The 24,631-nt window shown below is 44.2% G+C and carries 13 protein-coding genes; 2 read left to right on the top strand and 11 right to left on the bottom strand.

Going from position 1 to position 24,631, the window contains the following annotated elements:
- Positions 1 to 3: 3 nt before the first annotated feature.
- The 5 genes from DXA54_RS13870 to DXA54_RS13845 form a co-directional block, all read right to left on the bottom strand.
- Complete coding sequence (locus DXA54_RS13870; protein ID WP_074908738.1) at positions 4 to 1,518, bottom strand: SusF/SusE family outer membrane protein; 1,515 nt, start codon at positions 1,516 to 1,518, stop codon at positions 4 to 6.
- Between the two features lie 36 nt (positions 1,519 to 1,554).
- On the bottom strand, positions 1,555 to 3,018 hold the full coding sequence (locus DXA54_RS13865) for a RagB/SusD family nutrient uptake outer membrane protein (protein ID WP_371682950.1): 1,464 nt from the start codon (positions 3,016 to 3,018) through the stop codon (positions 1,555 to 1,557).
- Positions 3,019 to 3,060: 42 nt separating this feature from the next.
- On the bottom strand, positions 3,061 to 6,060 hold the full coding sequence (locus DXA54_RS13860; protein ID WP_074908741.1) for a SusC/RagA family TonB-linked outer membrane protein: 3,000 nt from the start codon (positions 6,058 to 6,060) through the stop codon (positions 3,061 to 3,063).
- 212 nt (positions 6,061 to 6,272) lie between these two features.
- The gene (locus tag DXA54_RS13855) at positions 6,273 to 7,922 is read right to left on the bottom strand and encodes a DUF6377 domain-containing protein (protein ID WP_120079761.1); all 1,650 of its coding nucleotides are present in this window, start codon (positions 7,920 to 7,922) and stop codon (positions 6,273 to 6,275) included.
- A 186-nt stretch (positions 7,923 to 8,108) separates the two neighbouring features.
- Positions 8,109 to 9,137, bottom strand: coding sequence for a Fic family protein (locus tag DXA54_RS13845; RefSeq protein ID WP_004317407.1), 1,029 nt, complete (start codon positions 9,135 to 9,137; stop codon positions 8,109 to 8,111).
- A 391-nt stretch (positions 9,138 to 9,528) separates the two neighbouring features.
- On the opposite strand from DXA54_RS13845, the gene DXA54_RS13840 reads away from it, so the two are divergent.
- A complete protein-coding gene (locus DXA54_RS13840; protein WP_008775310.1) occupies positions 9,529 to 9,972 on the top strand; it encodes a VOC family protein in 444 nt (147 codons plus the stop codon).
- Positions 9,973 to 10,141: 169 nt separating this feature from the next.
- On the opposite strand, the gene DXA54_RS13835 is transcribed toward DXA54_RS13840, so the two are convergent.
- The 5 genes from DXA54_RS13835 to DXA54_RS13815 form a co-directional block, all read right to left on the bottom strand.
- The gene (locus DXA54_RS13835; RefSeq protein ID WP_085931445.1) at positions 10,142 to 12,346 is read right to left on the bottom strand and encodes a glycoside hydrolase family 2 protein; all 2,205 of its coding nucleotides are present in this window, start codon (positions 12,344 to 12,346) and stop codon (positions 10,142 to 10,144) included.
- Positions 12,347 to 12,351: 5 nt separating this feature from the next.
- On the bottom strand, positions 12,352 to 14,019 hold the full coding sequence (locus DXA54_RS13830; RefSeq protein WP_004298622.1) for an arylsulfatase: 1,668 nt from the start codon (positions 14,017 to 14,019) through the stop codon (positions 12,352 to 12,354).
- A complete protein-coding gene (locus DXA54_RS13825; RefSeq protein ID WP_004307753.1) occupies positions 14,016 to 15,203 on the bottom strand; it encodes a family 43 glycosylhydrolase in 1,188 nt (395 codons plus the stop codon). Before DXA54_RS13825 ends, DXA54_RS13830 begins: the two co-directional genes overlap by 4 nt.
- 47 nt (positions 15,204 to 15,250) lie before the next feature.
- On the bottom strand, positions 15,251 to 16,804 hold the full coding sequence (locus DXA54_RS13820) for a sulfatase (RefSeq protein ID WP_004298626.1): 1,554 nt from the start codon (positions 16,802 to 16,804) through the stop codon (positions 15,251 to 15,253).
- Positions 16,805 to 17,005: 201 nt separating this feature from the next.
- Complete coding sequence (locus DXA54_RS13815) at positions 17,006 to 19,060, bottom strand: alpha-L-arabinofuranosidase C-terminal domain-containing protein (protein ID WP_015531880.1); 2,055 nt, start codon at positions 19,058 to 19,060, stop codon at positions 17,006 to 17,008.
- 208 nt (positions 19,061 to 19,268) lie between these two features.
- Here DXA54_RS13815 and DXA54_RS13810 point away from each other — a divergent pair, with 208 nt between their 5' ends.
- Entirely contained in the window at positions 19,269 to 23,279 is a 4,011-nt protein-coding gene (locus DXA54_RS13810; protein WP_120079759.1) for a two-component regulator propeller domain-containing protein, read from the top strand.
- Positions 23,280 to 23,719: 440 nt separating this feature from the next.
- On the opposite strand, the gene DXA54_RS13805 is transcribed toward DXA54_RS13810, so the two are convergent.
- Complete coding sequence (locus tag DXA54_RS13805; RefSeq protein WP_120079758.1) at positions 23,720 to 24,622, bottom strand: BT_3987 domain-containing protein; 903 nt, start codon at positions 24,620 to 24,622, stop codon at positions 23,720 to 23,722.
- Between the last annotated feature and the right edge of the window lie 9 nt (positions 24,623 to 24,631).

Here is a 24,631-nt window from a genome sequence, read left to right as displayed (position 1 = left end):
GTTTTATTGTTTCACAATCGAAATCGTCTCTTTCAACTGGTCAATCGTAATCCGATAAGAACCGGCTTCCTGAATATTCCACTTATTATCCAAACTACCCAAATCTGTATCCGGATACATACTGTTCAACTCCGCATCCGACTTGGTAACGAACAATGCCGTCTCTACTTCCCCCGTCGGAGCCTTGTTGCTCTTATCCGCCATAAACCAATCCCCGTTCCAGTCTGACTGCTTATCGCAGGATATCTTCATCTCACCTGCCTTCAGCGTGCCGCTCCAAGTAAAGATATAAGGACTGTCGGCACTCTTAGTCATCGGAGTAGCATTGCCTAAATCCCATCCGTTCGGAGTTGCCTCACCCACCAGATACAGCCCTTCGTAAGGAGTGAACGGACGCATCAGCATCTTTTCTTTTCCTTTTCCTGTGTAGAACCATACTTTATAAGGCTTGCCACATTCGGCTTCCTTCATCTGCCATTTATTATCGTCACCTCCAAGCACTACGGATGTCGAAGTGTACGGAGCATTAGCCACGGTAGGATGGAAGAAAGCATCCGCCTGACCGAAATCTGTCACAGAAGCGAATTTAAATTCTCCGTCTGCCTTCCAGGGAATCACAGCTCCATAATGGAACAGATCCATCTGAACAGCATCTTTAGACAGTGCTTCAAATCCCCAACCATTGTTACCCGTAAACGAACCGACAATGAAAAATTCTTCATATCTCCAGCCAATATCTTCTGTTTCGGTAAGTGTCAACGTCAAGTCGAGCAGGTTTGCTTTTACGATATAAGTTGCTTCTTTACTGATTGTGAACTGTTCGTCCGGTTGGTCACCCGATGTACGATAAATTAGTTTGAGTCCTTCTCCGGCAGTAGCATCGCGGTTGTACGACGGCAGGAATTCTCCTAAGGTCGTTATAAACTTAAACGATCCGGTATTCAGCTTTCCTGTCCATGTAAATTGTCCGTTATCCGTACGTTCCATTGCCGTTGCGTTATCGGCGCTCCATTCGTTCGGAGCAGCATCACCAATCAGGTAAAGCGTGGTAGTAACCGGCTGGTAGGTAGTCACTGTAAAGGCAGTCGTCGCACTTTGTTTCTGATCTTCCATTCCGGCAACGACGGCTGTGATACGTGCTTCCAACTCCGCTTTCACGACATAACCGATACCGAACTGCGTATGCAGAAATTGGTTAAGTTCTTCCACTTTCTTAGTCCATTGATACGTTCCCGTACCCAAATCTACCGAATAAGGATTCGCAAAGTCCGTTCCAGCTTTCGCCAGTTCCAGCGTATAAGAGATACGGTTACCGCTTCCATAATTCGTTCCGGTAGTCCATGAAAGCGCCAGCGCCTCCTGACTATGGTTCTTTTCGTTCAACACCAACTCCTGCTGATTCACCGAAAGGGTGAGGGTATCATGTCCTTTATCTGTCTCCATATAATCCTCGGTACAGGCAACCATCGTTGCGCCGATGAAAAGAGAGCATAACAACTGATATATATATTTCTTCATCATATTATTTGTCTAAATGAATGATTATAAAACGGATTAATAACCGGGATTTTGAGTCATCAGGTGATTGGAGTCCATCTCCGTCTGCGGAATAGGCAACAGGAGACGTTCTTTGGTCACATTATTCTTACCGATAGATTTCAGGAATGTCAATGCATAATTTCCATTATCAACCCGGATCATATCGAACCAGCGGTGTCCCTCAAAAGCAAGTTCCATCCGACGTTCGTGAATAATCTTTTCTCTCATTTCGGTCTGCGTCAGAGTGGTCGGCAGCTCTGTCAGTCCGGCACGCTTACGAACGATATTCAATGGTTCGGCAGCCTGATCCGGATGTCCCTGCTCATTCAAAGCTTCCGCTTTCTTCAGTAAGACATCCGCATAACGGTATACTACAAAGTTGTTGGGGTTGGTATTATACTCCGGAGAGACGGTTTTCGACACAAGGAACTTACGTACGTTATAACCCGTATTCGACCAGGAACGTCTGTATTCCATACCGTCAAAAGCAGGACAACCCTGATATAATACAGTGATGTCTTTCCGCAAATCACCGTCCTCGTATTGCTTGACAAACTCTTCCGTAGGCAGATTCCATCCATAAGCACCGGCTACCATACCCGAATTACGAGGCCCCATGAAGGTAGACAGCCAGGATGCTTGATTATCGCCGCCCCAGAAGTCATATTCCGTACTACCGGAGTATTGCACTTCGAAGAGAGATTCCGCACCATTATTGATCGTCGCATTAAAGTTATCGGCATAATTGCATTGAGTCAGATCATATCCCATTGCAGCAATGTTATTGCACAAGGTCACTACTTCATTATAATAGTCGCGATGGTTGGGAGCCAGTGTCAGGTAAATATCCGCCAACATCGCCATTGCAGCCTCTTTGCAGGCACGTCCCCTGTCAGCATCTCCATAACTGCTTTTCGGAGGAAGCATATTCACTGCATTTTTGCAGTCGGAAAAAATTTGAGCATATACCTCATCTACCGTATTACGGGCAATATCCGCAGATTCTCCCGGTTCAAACGGCTCCAAGCGCAAAGGCACCCCTCCGTACAAACGAACCAGAATATAATAATAATGTGCACGCAGGAAATAAGCCTCACCCATACAACGGGTCTTTATCTCATCGGAGATAGATGCTGAAGGCAAATTGGAAAGCACGATGTTACAACGTCCGATCCCTACCCACGGAGAACGCCATACATACAAGGCAAAGCCGTTATCACTCTGGGCAATGAAATTGGAAGCCTGAACAGTCTCCAAACCGTCAGTACCTCCTCCGGCTCCTACTTCACTGTTGCCTGCGATGATGTCGAGGCTCCAAATACGTTGGTTGTACATATTCGACGATTGCAAGGTCTTATAGCAGGCAGTAGTCAGTGCCACAGCAATCTCGTTCGTCACTTCCGACTCGGGATCGACGCCATATTTGGGATATTTATCCAAGAAATCATTGCACGATGTCAATGCCAGCACGGCAGACATAAATACCAAAGTTATTATCTTTTTCATATTCTTTCTCCTGATTTAAAAGTTAAAGTTCAAGCCCATACTGAAGGTACGTGAAATCGGGTAACGGCTACTGTCGATGCCATTAATATCAACTTCCGGATCGAAGCCGGAATATCCGGTGATAGTTGCCACATTCTCGCAAGAGAAAGAGATGCGGGCATTTTCCAGTTGAATCTTTTGCATCCACTTTTTGGGCAGTGTATACGAAAGTGTGATATTCTTCAGACGGAGATAGGAACCGTTTTCCACAAACCTGTCGGATACACGGCAGTTCTGGTTCGGGTCTCCCCAAATGGCGCGGGGCATAGAGTTGCTGGTTCCTTCACCCGTCCAGCGGTTCAATACGGCTGTGGTTTGGTTGTAAGCGGCTGCCATTCCTTCGTTGTCAACATTGTTGGCGTTATAAATCTTGTTTCCCGATACGCCTTGCAGGAAAACGGAGAGTTCCCATCCCTTATAAGAGAAATTATTGCTTAAAGAGAAGAACCAGTTCGGATTCGGGTTACCGATAACGGTACGGTCTTCATCGTTGATGACTCCATCGTTATTCAAATCCCGAAAACGGATATCCCCCGGAGCGGCTCCCGGTTGGGTGGCATGGCGGTTTACTTCCTCCCAGTTTTGGAAAAGTCCGTCGGTCACGTATCCGTAGAATACATTGATCGGATAACCGGCTCTAAGCATAGTCACGTATGAGTTACCCATCTGATTGATAAACATCGGAGTTTCGCTATTCAGGTCCAGAATTTCATTTTTGTTATAGGTGACCGTTAAAGCAGATTCCCAAGAGAAAAGACCTTTCAGGTTGATGGTGCGCAGGGTCATTTCCACCCCTTTGTTGCGCATCTTGCCGGCATTGGTAAAGGTTTCAGTAGTATCTTCAAAACCGGAGGTGATAGGGATGGAAGCTTTCACCAACATGTCTGCCGTCTTCTTGATGTAGGCATCCAGCGAAAGGTTGACACGTGAATTGAACAGGCTCATATCCACACCGAAGTTGGTTTGGCGTACCTCTTCCCAATGAATATTCGGATTGGAAAGGGTGGTAGATACCAAAGCGGTGGAGTTGTTGTTGCCGAAAGGATAGACTCCTGTATTATAGGAAGCAACAAAGCCGTAGTTACCGATTTCCTGATTACCGGTCACACCGTATCCGATACGCAGTTTGAGGTCATTCACCGGAGAGTTGTCTTTCGGGAACCATTCTTCCTGCGAAATACGCCATGCCAGAGAAACGGAAGGGAATGTTCCCCAACGGTTGTTCTTACCAAAGCGGGAAGAACCGTCACGGCGCACAGTGGCTGTAAGCAGGTATTTATCTTCGTAAGAATAGTTGAGACGTGCCATCAGAGAAAGCAGTGCCCAGTCGCTCTGGCTGCCACCAATACTGTACATCTTCTCGCCGTTGTCCATTTCATGGATATTATCAAACATGAAGATATTCTTTTGAGCATTCAGGTAATCATAGTTGTTCCATTGGGCGGAAGAACCTGCCATCACACCTACACGATGTTTTTGGGCGAAAGTATGGTCGAATACAAAATAATTATCCCATAGGTAGGTAAATGATTTGTTGTCACTCTTATAGCGGGAAGATTCTTCTACCGGATTCGGTTTCCAGTCGTAAGCCGGAGTAAAGTTATCGACAAACCAGAATTTGGCGTCATAACCGAAGGTGCTTTTCAACTTCAACCATTTGGTAAAGGCAATCTCTCCGGTGATATTTGCCAGAAAGTTATATCCTTTCGTCTCGTTCGTCATCATGTACAACGTACCGATCGGATTGCGGACACTTCCATACCATTGCGCTTCCTGTCCGGGACCGCTCCAGCTACCGTCTTCATTCTTCACCGGCTGGGTGGGAAGTGCTTTCATCGCATCTCCGATGCTATAGCTTCCTCCTTCTTTCACGTCCGTACTGAATGTCAGATTGGTAGTGAACTTCAACCATTTATTAACCTGGGCATCACTATTTGCCTGAAAGTTGAAACGACGGTAATTAACGCTTTCCACGATACCGGACTGGTCGAGGAAACCGCCGGATACATAGTAATGTGCCTTTTCCGTACCACCGGAATAGCTAACCGAATAGCTTTGTTTCACTCCCGTACGTAGCATCTCATCCAGCCAGTTCGTTCCTGTTCCCAATAAAGAAGGATCTGCCCAATAAGGGTTTGTATTATCATCATTATTAGACAGCATATCATTGCTCAAGGCGGCATATTGCGCAGCATTCAGCATATCGGGCACTTTAGTAGCGTTCTGAATAGCCCAGTTTGCGTTTACCGTTACTTTTCCGGCACCTTCGGCACCACGTTTGCTGGTAATCATCACCACACCGTTGGCACCACGCGAACCATAGATAGCTGTTGCCGAAGCATCTTTCAATACGTCTACCCGTTCCACATCAGCCATATTTAAGGAAGACAATCCCAAGTCGGTAGGAATTCCGTCAATGACAATCAGCGGGTTACTGTTATTGATCGTACCCAAACCGCGGATTTTAATGGTGACATTATCACCCGGCTTACCGGCATCGATAATCTGCACGCCGGATACTTTTCCCTGCATTGCCTGACCGATATTAGCTACCGGAGAGTCTTTGATGTCCTTCACTCCGACAGAAGATACGGCACCAGTCAAATCGCTCTTTTTCATCGTTCCGTAACCTACTACAACAACTTCGTCCAATACTTCCGTATCTTCCTGCAAGGTTACTTTCAACGAGTTTTTCCCGTTCACCGGAACAGTCTGCGTTTTATAGCCGACAAAAGAGATAGTCAGCGTGCTGTTAGCCGGAACGCTTAATGAGAAATTACCGTCTACATCGGTTATCGTACCATTCGTTGTACGTCCTTCCACCACACTGGCACCGATCACCGGTTCACCTGTGGCATCTACTACATGTCCTTTTATTGAAATCTGTTGTGCGAATGCACTAAGAGATAGGAACAAGCCCCACATTATTAATAAGAGGCGGCGTTCAAAGCCTTTCGACTTCATACTCTGTTTCATGTACATTAATTTAAAGTTAATATTAGGGTTACTTTTGTTTTCGTTCTCTGTGTCATTGCTGAAATGACCGTGAAACAAAAGTATCCACATTTCATACTGCTTCTTAAAGCAGATAGCAAAAATATAGTGATTTATACAGTGTCTCACAGCATAAACCACTAAATATAAGAACGTTATAAAATAGAAGTCAGACTAAAAAAGTAGTAATTTTCTTATTCTTCCACCTTCCCTATTTGCATTACTTTAGTCTCAAATTCATCTCTTTCTCCCAAAGCTTTGTTACGGACACGGGTCCGGTAATTATAAATGGTAGTCACGGAATAACGGAGGAATTGCGCTATCTTGGTACTGTCCGTAATCCCCAGCCGGATAAGGGCAAAGATACGGAGTTCGGTGTTCAACAGTTCTCCCGGTTTGGGTTGCATGGGTTCTGTGAGCAGCGCATTAAATTCCTCCACAAAATTGGGGAAGAGTTGCAGGAAAGTCATGTCGAAGTTTGCATAAAACTCTTTCAGTTCTTCGTCAAGGAATTGGGAAGATTTAATGGCTTTATATAGTTCTTCCACTCTTCCGGCAGCGGCAATTTTATTTAGGGAACGACGGTATAAATCCATCTTGTCGAGATAAGTGGAGCATTGGTCCATATATCGGCCGATATATTCCTCCTTGATATAGTTGGCTTCCGAAAGCGTATGGTTCATCTCTTTCAGTTGCGAATTAGAGTCGTGAAGTTCTTCGTTCAGTTCTTGCAGCAACGTATTGGTATCGACCACTTCGCGACGTGCGGCAGCAACCTTTTTCATCTGTTTGTAAACGAAGAAAATGGCAACCAACAAAAATACGGAAAGCAAACTGATACAAATCAATGATACTTTCATCTCCTGCTGCTGCCGTTTGGTTTTCAATTGGTAAGCCTGGTCAATGATAGGAAAGACTTGCGAGATTTCTAACGTACGAAGGCGGGCATTACAAAGAGTGGCATCCTCTAAGGAGCATTTCAGGTAATTGTAGGCACGGTCAATATCCCCTTCATCGTAGACAAGAGAAGCGAGTTTGCGCAAAGATACATATTCCTTTACTGCCGATTTCAGGTCGGCAATGGCCGAAAGAGCCAGGTAATGTTTTTGCCCCTGCTTGTCGCCTTTCAACCGGTAACCCTCGGAGAGAGTATAAGTAAGCATTGCTTTTGAATGGTCATCCAAAGAAGGTTTGTTGTAATATTCCATCAGCATACGGATGGCTTCTTCGTATTGAGCATGTACGATACACTTATCCGCCATCACCAATACGTGTCCCAAAGAGTCGGAAGCGTTGACCTGCAGAAGAGAGTCACGATACAGATCCGTCATTCGATAATACTCTTTCTTGACTTTCTCCGTAACGGCATAATCTCCCATCAATCCGTAAATAGTGCGATACAAATGATAATAATAACCATAGAGATAATCGGGCAGCGTTTTCTTATCAATCTGCCCCAATAGTTCCAACGCTTCTTTATACATTCCGGTAGTTCCCATCACTTCCGCCATATTCATGGCAGCATCATCCAGGTAATCCAGTTTATCCATGCGATGCGCCAGTTCCTCTTTCCGTTGAGCATAGACAAAAGACGAATCCAGATTATAAGCCCGGTATTCATCGAAAAGACGTCCGCAAAAACCATATCGTTGTTCATCGGAAGTAGCCTCCTCCAGCAATTTCTTCAGGTCAGCGATACGCGCCTCCTTTTCCGCTCCATAGGTCTGACGGTTTTTAATGATACCATCAATCTCACGAAGTAACGCATCGGTACTCTTATTATCTTTTGCATAAAGCAGACCGGAAAGGACGATTGTCACAAAAATCAGAATCACTTTTTTCATAGTGCCGTATGTATTATGATTGCAAAGATAAAAGTCTTTCAGAAACTTCCGGCTTTCAGGAGAAAATTATTGCAGACGGAAAACCAATGTTTATTAAAACAGGAAGCATTACAAATTTATTATGAACATAATTATTATATTTATAATAATGTCATCGTTGGAACAACCATCAATATACAGATAAATTCAAAAGTATGTATTCACAGCAAATTCAAACTGTTCTATAAATATTTTCTTAAATGGATATATATTATTTTGTTCATAGAAAACTAACATAGCTTTCTTATAGTCGATAGAATCAACTGAACGAAATGATAAAGGACAATAACCGTTGGCTATAAGTATTGCATTACTTGTTATACGGGCAGTACGTTTATTACCATCAGCAAATGGCTGAATGTAAGATAACAGAACTAAAGCTAGGAAAGCTTTATCAAAGATACTCTCCTTATTATTGATTAATTGACAAGTGTCTTCCATAGCTTCTCTTATTTGATATTCATTATCAAGTGGACGATAATTCGTACCCGTAATACCAACACGCCGAGAACGAATATGACGCTCAACTCCCAGTTCTTTAATAAGGATACTATGAATGTCTTCAATCTTTCTTATTGATAAATACTGAAGATAATCAGGATTATCTAAAATAAAATCAAGAGCTTCCTTGTGATTTAGTAGCATAATGGCTTCTTCTTTAGTTTTACCTTTTGCTTCTTCTTTTTCCAGCAAAAGTCTTTCCGTTTCAAGAAGATTATATGTGTTCCCTTCAATTTGAGAAGACTTCCAACTAAGATCCACACCTAACCTTTCCATTTCTTTCCGGTACTCTCCGTCTGTCATTTCTAATACATTTCTTCTAAACGTTTCTTGAAGAGCCGTTAAATGTTTCCGTTCATCCATCGTGAAAGGGTCAACATTAGGCAATATATCAGGAATAAGGCTGAAATTGAAAGCTTGTTGAATTTCACGCTCATCAACTTCTTTCCGAAAGTATGATTCTAAGTCGAAATAACTTGTAACAAACGTTTGTGGTGTTAGTTTATAACAGGTGGCAGGTCCTTGCCCTATGACTTCAATACTTCCAGCGGAAATCATGGCAGCTAATAAACGCTTGAATGTGGCGACACTTACTTTAGTATTCACTCCCTCCATTAATTCTGACCTAGAAGATAGAGGATGAAAACGAAGATATTGTTGAATTTCTTCTTCCATTGCTATTTAATTGATTATATCGGCTCAAAAATACATAATATTATTAATATATCGGCTCAAAATGAGCCAATAATTACAGTGTATAGGACTCTTTTGAGCCGATATGAAAATCTTCAGCTACCTGTTAGTAGTCTCATATTGTTTCTGCATTGCTTTGATCTATTCTTCAGAATTCTTATTTATCACAGCAATTTTATCCTGTAATTCTTTATTCTGGATTTCAGATAATCTCATCTGTTCAGTATGGATCTTCTAACTGTCCTCTGTGGTGAAATAGTTCATTTCTGCACTCTAATGAGGTAAATACAGTTTTTTGAAACACTATCCAATAGAATGATTATATTTGCATTTTGATATAAGAAACAAATTACAAACTATTAATCAGTAAACCATGAGATTCAGCAACGTAAGATTATTAGTGAAAGACTTCGCCAAATGCTTCAAGTTCTACACCGAACAACTCGGATTAGAGCCATCCTGGGGAGATGAAAATAGCGGATATGCCAATTTTAAAGTAGCTGACGGGATAAAAGGCTTCACCCTTTTTGTATCCGACTGGATGGCACCTGCGGTAGGCAATGCAGATAAGCAACAGCCCGTTGCGATGCGTGAGAAATTAATGGTTTCATTCAGTGTAGATAACCTCGACGAAACTTTTGCCGATCTAAAAGCAAAAGGCGTGACGTTTATCACCGAACCTACGGATATGCCCGATTGGGGGATGCGTACCCTATACCTGCGCGATCCCGAAGAAAACTTGATAGAACTCTTTACCCCTCTAGCACCGGAGCAATGTAGCCAGGAGCTCCTCGAAGAAGATAAGAAATTTCAATAAGAAAGTTTGTTATAAAGAAATGTGCCCATACGAGTGAGCCGGAAAAATGATAGTTAATGAGCCCTATAGTGACATCGCTATGGGGCTCATACATTAACTTGATATTGCAGATATTCACTTGCCTTTCAACTTTATAGCAAGAAACTCACAAAGTAGAATATGAATCTGATTAATAAGCCCTCAACCCATAATCGAATCTCATCTTCTTGCTATCTTTCACTTCGATTTTCAACAGATTACTTCCTTTCCGCAAGTAACGGCTGTAATCGCTGATATTATATTGATTATATTGCCTGGTCTGCTTTGCCTCCTGCGCAAAGACTTCTACACCATTCAGCCAAACTTTGGCTTCTCCGGCAACATTCAGCCATAAAGACAGATGATTGAAATCCTTATCCACCTTAAAAGTAGCTTCTGATACTACCGTAGAACGAGGGGGACAGTCGAAAGGCAAAGAAGTCATTTTCAGCTCCTGACCGTTCATACCGACAAGGCGGGTATTCTTGCTTCCGTTCTGACTGTCTGCAATCAAAGTAACCGCTTTCACGGGAGTGATTTCATACAAACGGTTGTGCATCAGGTGTAACAAGCCTTCCGGTATTTTAGTTACTTTCCGGTCGTAAGTAATCAGGCCGTTCACTTCTCCTTCCACATCAGTGGTTTGTGTATAAACAGCCGCACTCAACCCTTGGGCAATCAGCGTTTCCAAATCATATACCAGACGGCCGTAACTATCAATCAGAGCCATTGCTCCGTCTATATTCTTATACCCCCAGTTCCTCATATTCGGATTCCAGATATGTTCCTTGATCGCCCAGCCATAGCCGCCGAATTCTCCCAGTACGGAAATGCGGTTACCGTTGTTCTCCGGCAGAATCATGGAAGTGACAGGATAATTATGTACGTCGTACATATCGCCTACGCCTCTGTCCGTCCAGCCGGTCACTCCGTTTATCAGGCGTGTATCGTCGTATTTTATCACTTTATTTACGATTTCCACCGTGTTATGCTGTCCCCATCCTTCATTGAAAACCACCCAGGTAGTGATACAGGGATAGAAACGGAGACGGTCGATCATTTCGAACATTTCTTTTTGCCATTGCCGGGTGTGTTCTTCGGGAGCGTTCCAATCAGTAGTAGCCAACGGATTGACGTGTTCCTCCTTCTTCCTTGACGTAGCAAAACCGGAAACCATGTCTTGCCACATCATCAATCCCAGAGAATCAGCGTAATAATAATATTGCTCCGGTTCTACTTTGATATGTTTACGGATCATATTGAATCCCATCTTCTTCAACTGCACCATGTCCCACAACATCGCTTCCTCGGAAGGAGGAGTCAACAATCCATCGGGCCACCAGCCTTGATCGAGCGGACCGTATTGGAAGATGGGTTGGTTATTCAGGCAAATACGGTTATATCCGCACTCATCTTTACGGACATCTACTTTTCTCAAGGCAAAGTAACTCTTTACCCGGTCTAAAACACGTCCTCCATTGGATAAGACAATATTCAAATGATACAGTTTCGGAGATTCGGGAGACCATAAGACAGCGTTCGGAACGTCTATTTCTATCGCATTAGTCAACTTCTGTTCCACCGTCTTGATTACTTTGCCATCATCCAACACTTCTATTTTCACTTCTTCATTGCCTTTGGCTCCGATTATATCGAAAGCCAGCTTCACGGATTTTCTCTCAATATCAGTGGAAGGAAGTACCTGACGAATATAGGTTTTATTCACCGCTTCCAGCCACACAGTTTGCCAAATGCCCGATACAGGCGTGTACCAGATACCTTCCTGGTTAAGTTGCTGTTTTCCTCGGGAGATAGACTCCGTGTCCGTCGGGTCGGTGACGGCTACTTCAATGCTTTGAGGACCACTCTTCTTCAGGTATTTAGTAATATCAAACGAGAACGGGTTATTTCCTCCTTTATGCGTACCGACCAACCGGTTATTCACCCATACTTGACATTCATAATCCACTGCTCCGAAATGCAGGATAGTAGATTTGTTCTTCCAGGAAGGATCTAAGGTGAACTCACGTTGATACCATAATTTATCCGTAGGAAGAAATGTTTTCTGCACTCCGGACAGAGATGATTCAATCGCAAACGGGACCAAGATTTCCCCTTCAAAGGAAACATTCTTCCGAGGCGTGTTCTGATCCGTTACGGCATACTTCCACAATCCGTTCAGATTGATCCATTCTGCCCGTTGCAACTGTGGTCTAGGATAACTTTGCCACACATTTTCCGGCGTCACCTGTTCAGCCCATACTGTTTTAATTTTATCTCCTTTAGGCTCCCATGCATGGGTAAACACCTGCGACATGGCTCCTAAAGCCAGAGTTAGTAAGATTCTCTTATCCATAAGCATTAGCGGGTTTTATATTCTTTAAAATCTTTCCGTCGATTCTTATTGTAGGTATTCCACATTTTCTGGAAATACAAAACATCACTCTTGTCCGCCCATTCGAAATAGGCTGTTTCCAATTCTTTTGCCATTTCAGGATATTTACCGATCAGGTTGTGCTGTTCGGTACGGTCTTCCTTGATGTTGTACAATTCCCATTCATCTCCCTTGAAGTTGGCGGAAACCAGCTTCCAGTCACCTTTACGCACCATGCGGTTGCCTTCATGCTCGGCATAAATATATCTTTCGGGCATCTTCTTTCCTTTCACAATCGGAAGGATAGACTGACCTGCCGTAGGCAGAATCGCTCTTCCCTGATATTCTTTCGGATAAGTGGCTCCTGCCAGTTCCACACAGGTAGACATGATATCGGAGAATTGTGCAGGCTGATGATTCAGTCCGCCTTTGTTCTTCACATGATTACCCCAGGAAATGATACACGGAGTGGAAATACCTCCTTCGTGTGCATAATGTTTATAGAGCGTGAACGGCGTGCAGCAGACATTTGCCCAGCCTGTACCGTAATGATGATAGGTTCCGGGCAAACCCATCTGGTCGAGTTCTTCTCCGGTATGGGTATGGTATTCGACTCCGGTCTGTTTGTCGAAGCCAAATTCGTGCCATTCGGCACAAGCTCCGTTATCGGACATAAACATGATAAACGTATTGTCCAACTCACCGTTTTTCTTCAATTCATCCACTACCCGGCCGATGTTCGCGTCCATCACATCTACCATAGCGGCAAAAATGGACATACGGCGTGCGAGGTCGGTCTGCTGATCTTTCGTCAATGAATCCCATGCCGGTAGCGGATGCGTTTCATCTTCAAACAGACTTTCGGGAACTACACCACGCGGACTAAGTGCCGGCTTTCCCTGCATAAGTTTCAGGTCCACAATCCGTTTCCAGCGGGCGTCACGAATCTTGTCCCATCCCTGCATATAGAGAGACATATATTTATCGGTCACTTCTTTCGGTGCGTGCAAAGGGAAATGGGGAGCGTTATAGGCCAGATACAGGAACAACGGTTTCTTCTCCTGATGTGCCTGGTCGATAAAGTCAATCGCATAATCCGTTATCACATTGGTAGCGTAGAAAGTTCCTTCCTCATAATGTCTGGGGGTACGGTCTTTCGGCAAACGGGTATATACTGCCGGATTCCAGAAAGAATTAAATCCGCCCAACAAACCGTAATACTCCTGGAAACCACGAAGAATGGGATTCGACTTATTCCCTAGATGCCACTTTCCTGACATAGCCGTAAAATATCCGGCATCTTTCAGGACTTCTGCAATCGTGACGTTGTCCGAATTGGAACGGAAACCGGAATATCCTTTCGGCCAGGCAGGATGACTGCCGTCCATGTGTCCCAATCCCGTCTGATGCGGATAAAGTCCCGTCAACAGGTTGGCACGCGACGGGCAACTACGGGCACTGTTGTACATCTGCGTCATACGGACGCCATTCTTTGCCAGTTTATCCAGTACCGGTGTATGAATCTCACCACCGAAACAGCCGAGATCGGAGAAGCCCAAATCGTCTGCCAGTATGATAATAATATTCGGCTTGTCCTGCGCATACGTCATCGGGACCAGAGCCAGGCTGCCTGCTATCAATAAAGAAGTTTTCATTTGGTATTATAATTAAAGTTGGGTTTGAATTTACCATTCTCATAGATCATCGGAATTAATCCGGGACGGCACGTCACTTTATACTCTGCCGCCTGTGCCCCACGCGGATTGAAGAACATGGTAGCCCACCAGTTTCCATCCTTATCCTGGAAAAGATTGTTGTGTCCTCCTCCCGTGATGGCATTGTAGCGTTCGCTATAGGGACCATACACATTATCGGCTGTCGAGATGATGCAGTCGTAACTATAACGTGTCTTCGGCGAGGTTACTCCCTTTTTCTCGATATAGGTATCTCCCTCCGACGTACGGTGCGACCATATAGCCTGTACGAGGTGATATTTGTTATCATATTTGAAGATAAACGCTCCTTCAATATACGGTTCCGGATTATATTTTTTCTCTTTCAATGTTTTCAGTTCCTCGGCAAATCCGCTCATATCCGGTTTCATACGGGCGATATAATGGTTGTGCCCGACAAAGTAGACAGTGCCGTCCGTATCTTCGAACAAACTTCCGTCGATGTTCGGGAAGATAGCTTTGTCTTTATTACCTTCGATATTCTCGTACGGACCTTCCGGTTTTCCGGTCTTGCTCCGCAAAATAAAAGAACCTCTCCCGCCTGCCGACTCATTCATGCAGGCAACGATAAACCAGTTCTTCGCGCTTTTGATATAATGCATTTCCGGAGCCCACACTGCATGAAAGCGGTTGTCCATCGGATCACCGTTGATGGATTTCTTCTGATATTTCTCTCCTGCTTTATATACTTTCGGTTTCTTTTGCCAGGTTCCGTCTTTTTCCATCGACCATATTTGTCCTCTGGCTTCCCAGGACTTCATATCTTTGGAACGCCACAGGTACAAACCGTCGTTCCAGTCCCAGCAATGCCTCTGTCCCGGAAAGTAACGATCGGGAGTAGAGGTGGTTCCTGTGATATAATAATAACCGTCGGGACCCAGTGTAGCCCAAGTGTCCCTCATCCAATAATCAAATGCCGGCTTTACAGATGTCGGAACACGTAGTTCCGGAGCGTTTGTATCTGCCGTTCCATATAACTGTGCTGATGCTGTAGAGATGGAAATAAATCCTGTAAACAAGATCAATCCTAATCGCAAAATCAATTTCATATATTTCTGTTTTATGTTTACGGATACAAAAATAGGCCGTTGCGGGGCAGACTTCATGGAATCATGTTTTTAATATCCGTAGGTATGTACAATCTTCTTATTTTTTAGTATTCCGGATGGAGATAATTAAATGGATTCTGTTTAAAATGGTAACGTCTTTGCGGGAGAGGCAGCGGGTCCTGCAAACGCAACTCCCATGCCAGTAAACGGGTCAGAAGTTCTGTTTGAATTTCGCTGTATTTCTTCTCGCCAAACAGATTATGAACTTCCGAAGGATCTTTCTTTAAATTATAGAGTTCTCCGTTGCCATAATGATTCATGACCAGTTTCCAGTCATCCTTTCTTATCATGCGTGAGGTACCGCTTTGCGTCCAGGTGTTCAGTTCGTCGAAGTGGGCTATTTTGCCGGGAGTCAATGCTCCTTCCTGTTCAAAAGTCAGGGAGGCATCCAGTCCGACATCGGCTCCTCCGAAGCCTTGTTGTACGACCATGCTGGAGAATTCTTCTTTAGGGTAAGCTTTTCCGGTCAGCATCGGCCACAAGCTACGACCCTGAACTCCTGCCGGTATTTCGGCACCGATGGCAGAGCAGAAGGTGGGGAAAAGGTCGGCTATCGATACGTGGCTATCCATAGGGGCAGGCTGGTTTTTAATGTGATATCCTGCCCATACCATCGGGATACGTGCGAGGCTTTCGGAAAGTCCGGCTCCTTTACGGATCAATCCGTATTCCCCCCAGTAGTCACCGTGGTCGGAAAGTACGACAAAGAGGGTGTTTTCATATTGTCCGCTGGCTTTCAATGATTCGATCAGTCTCTTGATCTGATCGTCTATCAACCGGATCATTCCGATATAGTTGGCACGGATTCGAGGCAAGTCTTGTTCCAGGTTCGGGCAGGACGCGTCTTCCAGTTGCGCCAAAATACGGTATTTCTCTCCTTTCTTTGCCAAATCTTTGCGGGAGGTCTTTAAGACAGGGAGCTTATCGGGGGAGAACATGGAGTAATAGGGTTCACATACCTGATAAGGGTTGTGAGGTTCCGGAAAAGAGACCCATACGAAGAAAGGATTTTCTTTCTGCTGTTTAATCCATGCCAGCGCTTCGTTCACGATTTTGGTGGGATGCTGTTCTTCCAGCGAGATGGGAGATGGCTCCAGCCATTGCCCCCTGGCTTGCTGATTCAGGAAACGGGCAGTCTCTTTCTCTGCGGGAGTCGTCTTTTTGTGCTTTCCCCAGTGTCCGTATTCAGACCAGAAATCCAAGTCGGCAGGTTTCAGGTAAGCGTGATTCTTGCCAACCAATGCTGTTTTATATCCGTTTTCTTTCAATACGCCCACTAAGTCCTGTTGATAGGAGATGTCGGGGATATTGTGATTCGTGCGTACGTGAGTGGCGGAAGGAAAACGCCCGGTGAACATGGAACAACGTGCCGGAGAGCTGGCCGGCATCACAGTGTATGCCTTATTGAACCATACATTCTCCTGCGCCAAACGGTCGACAAAGGGAGTCACTTCCAGCGGAAAACCTTCCCTGCCGCACAAATCGGCACGCTGCTGATCGGTCATAATAACCACAATATTCGGTTTGCCGGTTTGCGCCTGAACTGACATAGCCAAACCTTGTATGGCAAGTCCTGTGATACAAAAGATTGTTTTCATTTTATTTTTATTTGCTATTTGACAATTTAGAGTTCACCACGGAGGACACAGAGGACACGGAGGCTTAATCATTTTATTCATTACAGAGTAACACAGAGTCTCACGCTTTTTTTACAGCTAACTGCATCTATCACTCTGTTCCTTGCAGAAAGAGAGAAAAAATGCTGTGTCCTCTGTGCTCTCTGTGTCCTCTGTGGTGAACTAAAAACGATATACAACCATGGAAGCTGCCTCCAGTTCGAACGGTTGATTCAGGTCCAGCCCGACTTCCGTCTCTACCGGTTGGACTTCATTCGGAGCAAACGGTGTGTTTTCTTTTCCCGGAACCAGTACCAGACTTGTTTTATGTGCCTTGACGGGACGTTTGAAGCCGGAAACTTCCGGTTGTAGAGTGACTTTTTTATCCTGCAGGTTTATCAGTTTCAGGATATATTGTTTGCTGGCCGTATCATATCCCATCGTAACAAAGATGTTCTGCAAACCTTCTATATCCTTGATCGCTGCATCCAGACACACGTCAAACGTGTTATCCCTGAACATCTTTGCCAGGTAGAAGAAGGAAGTCTTTACACTACTGTCTACTCCATTAATCAACATCGGCAGGAAGATACGGTGTTCCAGAAAGTCCCAATGCCTCATCACCGGACGTTCAGCAAACAAGGGATTCAAATCGCCGTTGCGTTCTATTGACATACGGATGGCTCCGGTAGCCAGCAGGTTATAAGGATATTTTCCGTTGATTCCCAATTCGCCGATAAATAGATCGGCAACACCCCGTTTGTAGTTATCAAAACGATAATGCTGTTCGCAAGCCCATTCGATTGAGTTATAATAATGTTCGTCGAACACTTTCACATTCTTCGGGTTGACAAAATTGGGAATATCCTTCCGTTTGTCATCATTCTCTCTTCCGACTACACGGATGACACTATTGGCTATATAAATCAAGTCAGGATATTTGGCGGACAACGCCTGATAGATTTTCTCATAACGCTCCCAATACACAGGTCCGAAATCTTCATTTCCAATCTCGATATATTTTAGCGGGAAAGGAGCGGGATGACCGTTCTTTGCCCGTTCAGCTCCCCATTTCGTAGTTGTATCACCAATGGCATACTCGATGGCATCCAACGCATCCTGGATATAAGCGTCCAGATCGACATCAATGTGTCTGAAATTCCACTGTGGACTTTGCTTCACCCAACCACTGCAAATCATACCCGTAGGCATCACATACATCGCATCAGCTCCCACATATTCGCACAATTCATAAAACTCATGATAGCCGATTCCGTCGGTACGGTAATAAGGCGCCCATTTGCTCCACTGTCCCGGACGATTTTCAATCGGTCCGAGCGTCTTTTTCCAGTGATACATCGTTTCTTCATTGACTCCGTGCACGATGCATCCGCCCGGGAAACGGATAAAGCTGGGAGAAAACTCTTTCAGGTTCTGAACAATGTCTTTACGGAATACGGATTTTCCATCGTTCCAGGTATCGGACGGGAACAGGGAAACGACATCTATCTGAAATTGCCCTTTCGACATCGGTTGTATGGCAAACATTCCACGCCGGACGTTCTTTTCCGGTTTCAGTTCACCGGTATATTTTGTCCAGTCCCGATTCCCTACATTCACTTCGATCACATTGCTCACCCGTTGTCCCCATTCGTCAACTAGAAATACACGTAACGGAGCGGAATAATTCCTGTTCTTCAGAAACAAGGAAAGACGGTAAGACGTATCTGTCTTCAGGTTCATTCCATAATATCCACGGTTGAGAATCAGGGCATCCGGATGGTTCGCAATATCTTCCGTGACATTAACCAGCATCGAATACTTATTTTCCCCGCTCATCGGATTTTCATCCGTGCGACTGATAAATACAGGAGTATATGATAACGGATAAGTCGTCCATCCAATCAGCGGATCGGCCTGAAACACTTTTTTCTCTTTAACGCGGGGAGCCGGAACATTTTCATAAAGACCGTTCTTCACAGATAATCCGGCAGGCGGTGTAGCTTCTTCAAACGAACGGTTACGTATCAGTTCGGCGTGCAGGGCACCCTCGCCCATCATTCCTATTTCTTCATAATGGAAACCGTACTTTACGGGAGCCACTTTGTGGGTTTTCGATTTATTGATATACAACGTTCCATCGGAAGAAGACGGAGAGGAACTATTCCCATATACCAGAGGTAATGTGAAAAACAGACCGATACCAAACGTAAAGGATTTGACTGTCGAATGATTCATAGCATTTGTTTTTAGAGTTTCACATTGCAAATGTGGTCTTTTCTATCCAAGAAAAACAGAAAAATAATGCTTAATACCTGCAATCATGTATAAAAATCTGTAGCGAAGCGGCAAACTGAACATGAGTGCTGCCCGTTTGAACAATTCTACGACTGTTCAAAACAAAAAAAGACGTATCTTTAGGTCGTGAAAATCAATCAGAAAAGCCATGAGAACCACCTTACTTAAATTCGTGCTCTTATTTAGTCTCGTGCTCTTAAATACAAGCTTGTCGACGGGACAGATTCAATATAATAATATACGCTTCAAACAGCTAAGTATAGCTGAAGGACTCCCGCATAATACGATCAATGCAATCACCCAGGACAACCACGGGTTCATCTGGTTTGGTACACGCAACGGATTGTGCCGATATGACGGTTATAATATCAACCTGTTCGCACATAATGAGGCCGACAGCACCTCACTCCGCCACAATTTCATCACACGCTTATATAACGATTCGCTCCGTAACATTCTATGGATCTCTACCGATCAGGGCATCTGCAGCTATAACTACGAGACAGAAGATTTCAGCCGTTACCAGATTAAAGGGAACACTAAGGATGATGTTTGTTTCCTGAACACCAGCGATGGTATGCTTCTGGCAGCTTGTAGCAACGGACTCTATCGCTACAATGAACAAGACAGCTTGTTCGTTCCTTTTCTTCTCGATGAAGAAAAACCTCATGTGAGATACCTTGCGGAGGACGGAGACAAAACCTTATGGATAGACACCAACAAAGGACTGATGCGATACAGTCTGGAGAAGAAACAGTTCGTTTCCCTCCCGACTCTCATCCAGCCTTTTACACAGCAATGCAACAATGCTGTCCTGATCTCGTCCAACCAGCTTTTATTTAATACTAACAACGATTTTTTCGTCTATCATATACAAAGCAATACCCTGTGTAATCTTTCGAAAGACCTTGAAGTGAAAGACTTCCGGTGTGCGGCAACCGACCATACGGGGAATATATGGGTAGGCACGGAGTATGGCATCTTTGTCTTCAACAAACTCTATCAACTGATTGCACATTACGAGCAATCGGAACGGGATTTAAGTGCGCTGAACGATTCTCCCATTTACAGCCTTTATCAGGACAAGGCTCATAATATGTGGGTAGGAACCTATTTCGGAGGAGTCAACTATTATATATTCGGTTCCGACCAGTTCCAGATATATCCATACGGAGCCAGTTTCAATCATTTGAGCGGAAAGGCTGTCCGCCAGATTATCAATGCTCCGGACAACGGTCTGTACATCGCCACCGAAGATGGCGGATTGAACTACCTGGACAATAAGAAGGAAATCACCCGTGCCGAACGGCTGCACAAGCAAATGCAAATCTACGCCAAGAACATACATTCTTTATGGCTCGACAAAGATAACAGCTTGTGGCTCGGACTGTTCCTGAAAGGAGCTCTTCACTATATACCGCATCTAAACCGCACGGTGGACTATAATCTATTGTCGGATGAGGTTTCTTCCGGCTTCTGCATCATCGAAGACAAGAACGATCATATCTGGTACGGAGGCCCTTCCGGCTTATTCCTGATCAACAGGAAGAAAGCAAACTCCCGCCCGGAAAAAATTTCATCTCTCCGTGTCTTTAACCTGGTACAGTTTAATGACAGTATACTTTGGGCAGGAACCCGAAAAGGCAGTATATTTCAGATCAATACCCATACACTGAAAGTAACCTCGCTCCCTATCCTGCCGCACACCAATCTCTACATCACCTATATCTACCCCGATTCACATCAACGGATATGGATAGGTACAGACAACAACGGGCTTTATGTATCAGACCGCAACGGTAACATTATCGCCTTTTACAGTAAAGAACAGTTGGGATCCAACGCCATCAAAGGTATCATTGAAGATGAGATGAGTAATGTTTGGGTAGGTACCGGAAACGGACTTTGTTGTATCAATTCCCAAACAGGAAGCATTGACCGATATACCACGGCCGACGGATTACCCATCAACCAGTTCAACTACTCCTCCGCCTGCAAGAAGCCTGACGGAGAATTGTATTTCGGAACTATCAACGGTATGATTTCTTTCTACCCGGAACAGGTACGCTCCGTCAATCCCCGTTTCAACATTGCACTGACTGCCATTTGGAGCAACAGCGAATATATGTCGCCCAACAATGAGAAAGCATTCATCCCTTCCTCTATCTCCGAACTGACGGAGATCACCCTGACGCACGAACAAGCACAATCCCTGCGTCTCGAATACTCCGGACTGAATTATCAATATACCGACAACACTCAATATGCGATGAAAATGGAAGGTATCGACAAGGATTGGCAGTTCGTAGGCAACCAGCATCAGGTACGCTTCTCCAATCTGCCTTCAGGAAGATATATCTTAAAGATCAAAGCCAGCAAAGACGGTATCCGCTGGGACGAAACGGGGCAAAAGGACCTTGCCATCAGAGTCCTTCCTCCCTGGTGGCTCTCGCCGGGAGCATATTTAGTTTATGCATTACTCTTCCTATTAATCATTTACGCCGCATACAGATATACCAAAACGCGTATCATCCTGCTCATGCGACTGAAAACGGAGCATGAACAGCGCGTCAACATAGAGAATATGAATCAACAGAAGATCAATTTCTTCACTTACATCTCCCATGACCTGAAAACACCGCTGACTCTGATTCTATCGCCTCTGCAACGATTGATCCAGCAGCCACAAATCAGCAACAACGATAAAGAGAAACTGGAAGTCATCTACCGAAACGCCAACCGGATGAATTATCTGATTAATGAACTATTGACGTTCAGTAAAATCGAGATGAAACAGATGCGTATCAGCGTCCGGAAGGGAGACATCATGCACTTTCTGGAAGAACTGTCGCACATCTTCGACATTGTAGCCGGAGAACGGGAAATTGACTTCATCGTCAATCTGGAAGACACCGAAGAGGAAGTCTGGTTCTCGCCTTCCAAGCTGGAACGGATTCTTTATAACTTGCTCTCAAACGCATTTAAATATACCCAGCCCGGCGGATACGTCAAGTTGAGTGCCAAACTAATAAAAGAAGAGAAGGGGACATTTGTGCAAATCTCTGTCAAAGACAATGGCAGGGGGATTCCTAAAGAAGCTCAAGAACAAATATTTGAAAGTTATTACCAGGTTGAGAAGCGCGACCATCGTGAGGGATTCGGACTGGGATTATCGCTTACGCGTTCGCTCATACACATGCACAAAGGGGAAATCCGGGTAGAAAGCGAAATCAACAAAGGTTCGGACTTTATCGTTACCCTGAATGTATCCGAGGATGCTTACAACCCCGATGAACGCTCGTCCGAGAACATCACGACCGAAGAAATACAGAAATACAACCAGCGAATCAAGGAAACCATCGAACTCATTCCTGAAAAGCTGACCAACAAAGAAAAAGATCCTGCCCGGGAATCTATTATGATTGTGGAGGACAATAAAGAAATGAATGATTATCTTGCCAGCATATTCAGTGAGAAATATGATATTATACGGGCGTATAACGGTGCAGAAGCCTGCAAGAAGATAGCCAAACAGTTGCCTAACCTCATTATATCGGATTTAATGATGCCAGTGATGGACGGATTGGAATTCACGGAACGTGTCAAACAGGACGTAACGACCAGCCATATCCCCGTTATCCTCCTGACTGCAAAGACTGATGAAAACGACCATACGGAAGGTTATCTACGGGGAGCCGATGCGTATATCACTAAACCTTTTAACGCCAAGAATCTGGAACTACTGGTACAGAATATCCAAAAGAGCCGGAAACAGAGTATTGAACACTTCAAACAGGCGGAAGAACTGAACATCAAGCAAATAACCAATAACCCACGGGATGAAGTGTTCATGAAGGAACTAGTGGAACTGATTATGGCGAACCTCACCAAGGAAGACTTCGGAGTAACTGAAATCACAACCCATCTCCGCATCAGCCGCAGCCTGTTGCACATGAAGCTGAAATCACTCACCGGATGTTCCATCACCCAATTCATACGGACCATCAAAATGAAAGAGGCTAAAACTCATTTACTGAATGGTATGAATGTCTCCGAAGCATCATTTGCTGTCGGCATATCAGATCCGAACTACTTTACAAAGTGTTTCAAGAAAGAATTTAATATCACTCCGACAGAGTTTCTCAAGCAGTTGAAATAGAAAGCAAAAGCAACTGCTTCAGAAATTCAACCTACCCTTAGACAACGTGTCAACTATTAATAGAAAAGTTCTTTTGCTCCCTTTGCAAAGATCTCTTCCCTTCATAGTAAAGTTGTCTTTGCCCTATTTCAAACTATAAACGCAAGTTCCGTTTATATAATTGCAAGCTTTGTTTTTATAATTGCAAGTTGCATTTATAAAAACAAAGCTTGCAATTATAGTTTGGAACGAAGGAAAAGAAAGTTATCTAACCGGAGAAAGATAGTTTGGTCTATAGCAAAAGGAAGTTATCTATTAATAGTCAACAGGTCAAGTAGGTATATCTTGTAAATCAACTACGCCCAACAGAAAAAGATATCACCGGTAATTAATCTGCAACATTCACTGATGCAGCTAATTACCGGTGAGCAATAGAAATCTATAATCAACTAATACCTATTCTACCATTCCTGGAAGCGTAAATCAGCTTCCGGATTCTGACGTCGGATCAGTTCCTCGTCAACCTGATAAGTGATGCCACCTTTCGTGTACTTATAAGAAAGGGTAAACTTAGGCTGTTTCCCTACAAATTCCAATGATTCGGCTGCAGGATCTAATGTGGCGGATGCATCTGTGATAGCGACGCTTCCTCCGGCTTCAATATTGACGCTTCCATCCGGATTGACTGTCAGATTCACCGACTCATTGTTTTCCAATGTGTTTCCGAAACCCGGTCTGCGTACTTTGTTTCTACCTAACGAAACAAAGTCGCGGGTCATATTCTGACTCAAATCCTTGTTACTGTATTCAGTAACCTGCTGGGTAGACAAATTGGTAACTTTTCCTTTCACAAAGTAGGTACCATGATACTGGCTGACAAATTTGACAACTACAATACTGTAATCCTTCAAATTACCATTCACATCAGTACTAATTTCATCCTGATTATGATCGACCAACCGGAAAGGGATTGCATAGTGCTTGTCCAAAGCAGCATTGTCTTCATAGAAAGCATCGGAGAAAGTCACTTTCACATCTGCGATTGCCAGGTTCGGGTTGCTGATCGTCATCTTGTTCGGATTAGCCAACTGATAATAGTTTTCCGGCATTAGTGTCAAGCCCGTACCATCCAATAAAGACGGATCGATCTCGAATGTAGCCCAATCATCGGTATGCACCTCTCTTTTACCGCCAATAGCCACTCCCACCTTTATCGACATATCTGTATCGGCTACCAGTGTCCGCAGAGGTTTTTGCGAAGCAAAGTACACAGAACTCTTATCGTAGTCCTTTTCATAATCGTCATAACAAGCAGTCATCAGAACGCTTATCAGCCCTATCCATAATATATTTAGTCTTTTCATTGTAAATAA

The organism is Bacteroides sp. OF03-11BH (assembly GCF_003604005.1).
Taxonomy (GTDB): domain Bacteria; phylum Bacteroidota; class Bacteroidia; order Bacteroidales; family Bacteroidaceae; genus Bacteroides; species Bacteroides ovatus.
Note: the sequence above shows the minus strand (reverse complement) of the source record. Positions and strands in the feature narration are given on the sequence as shown.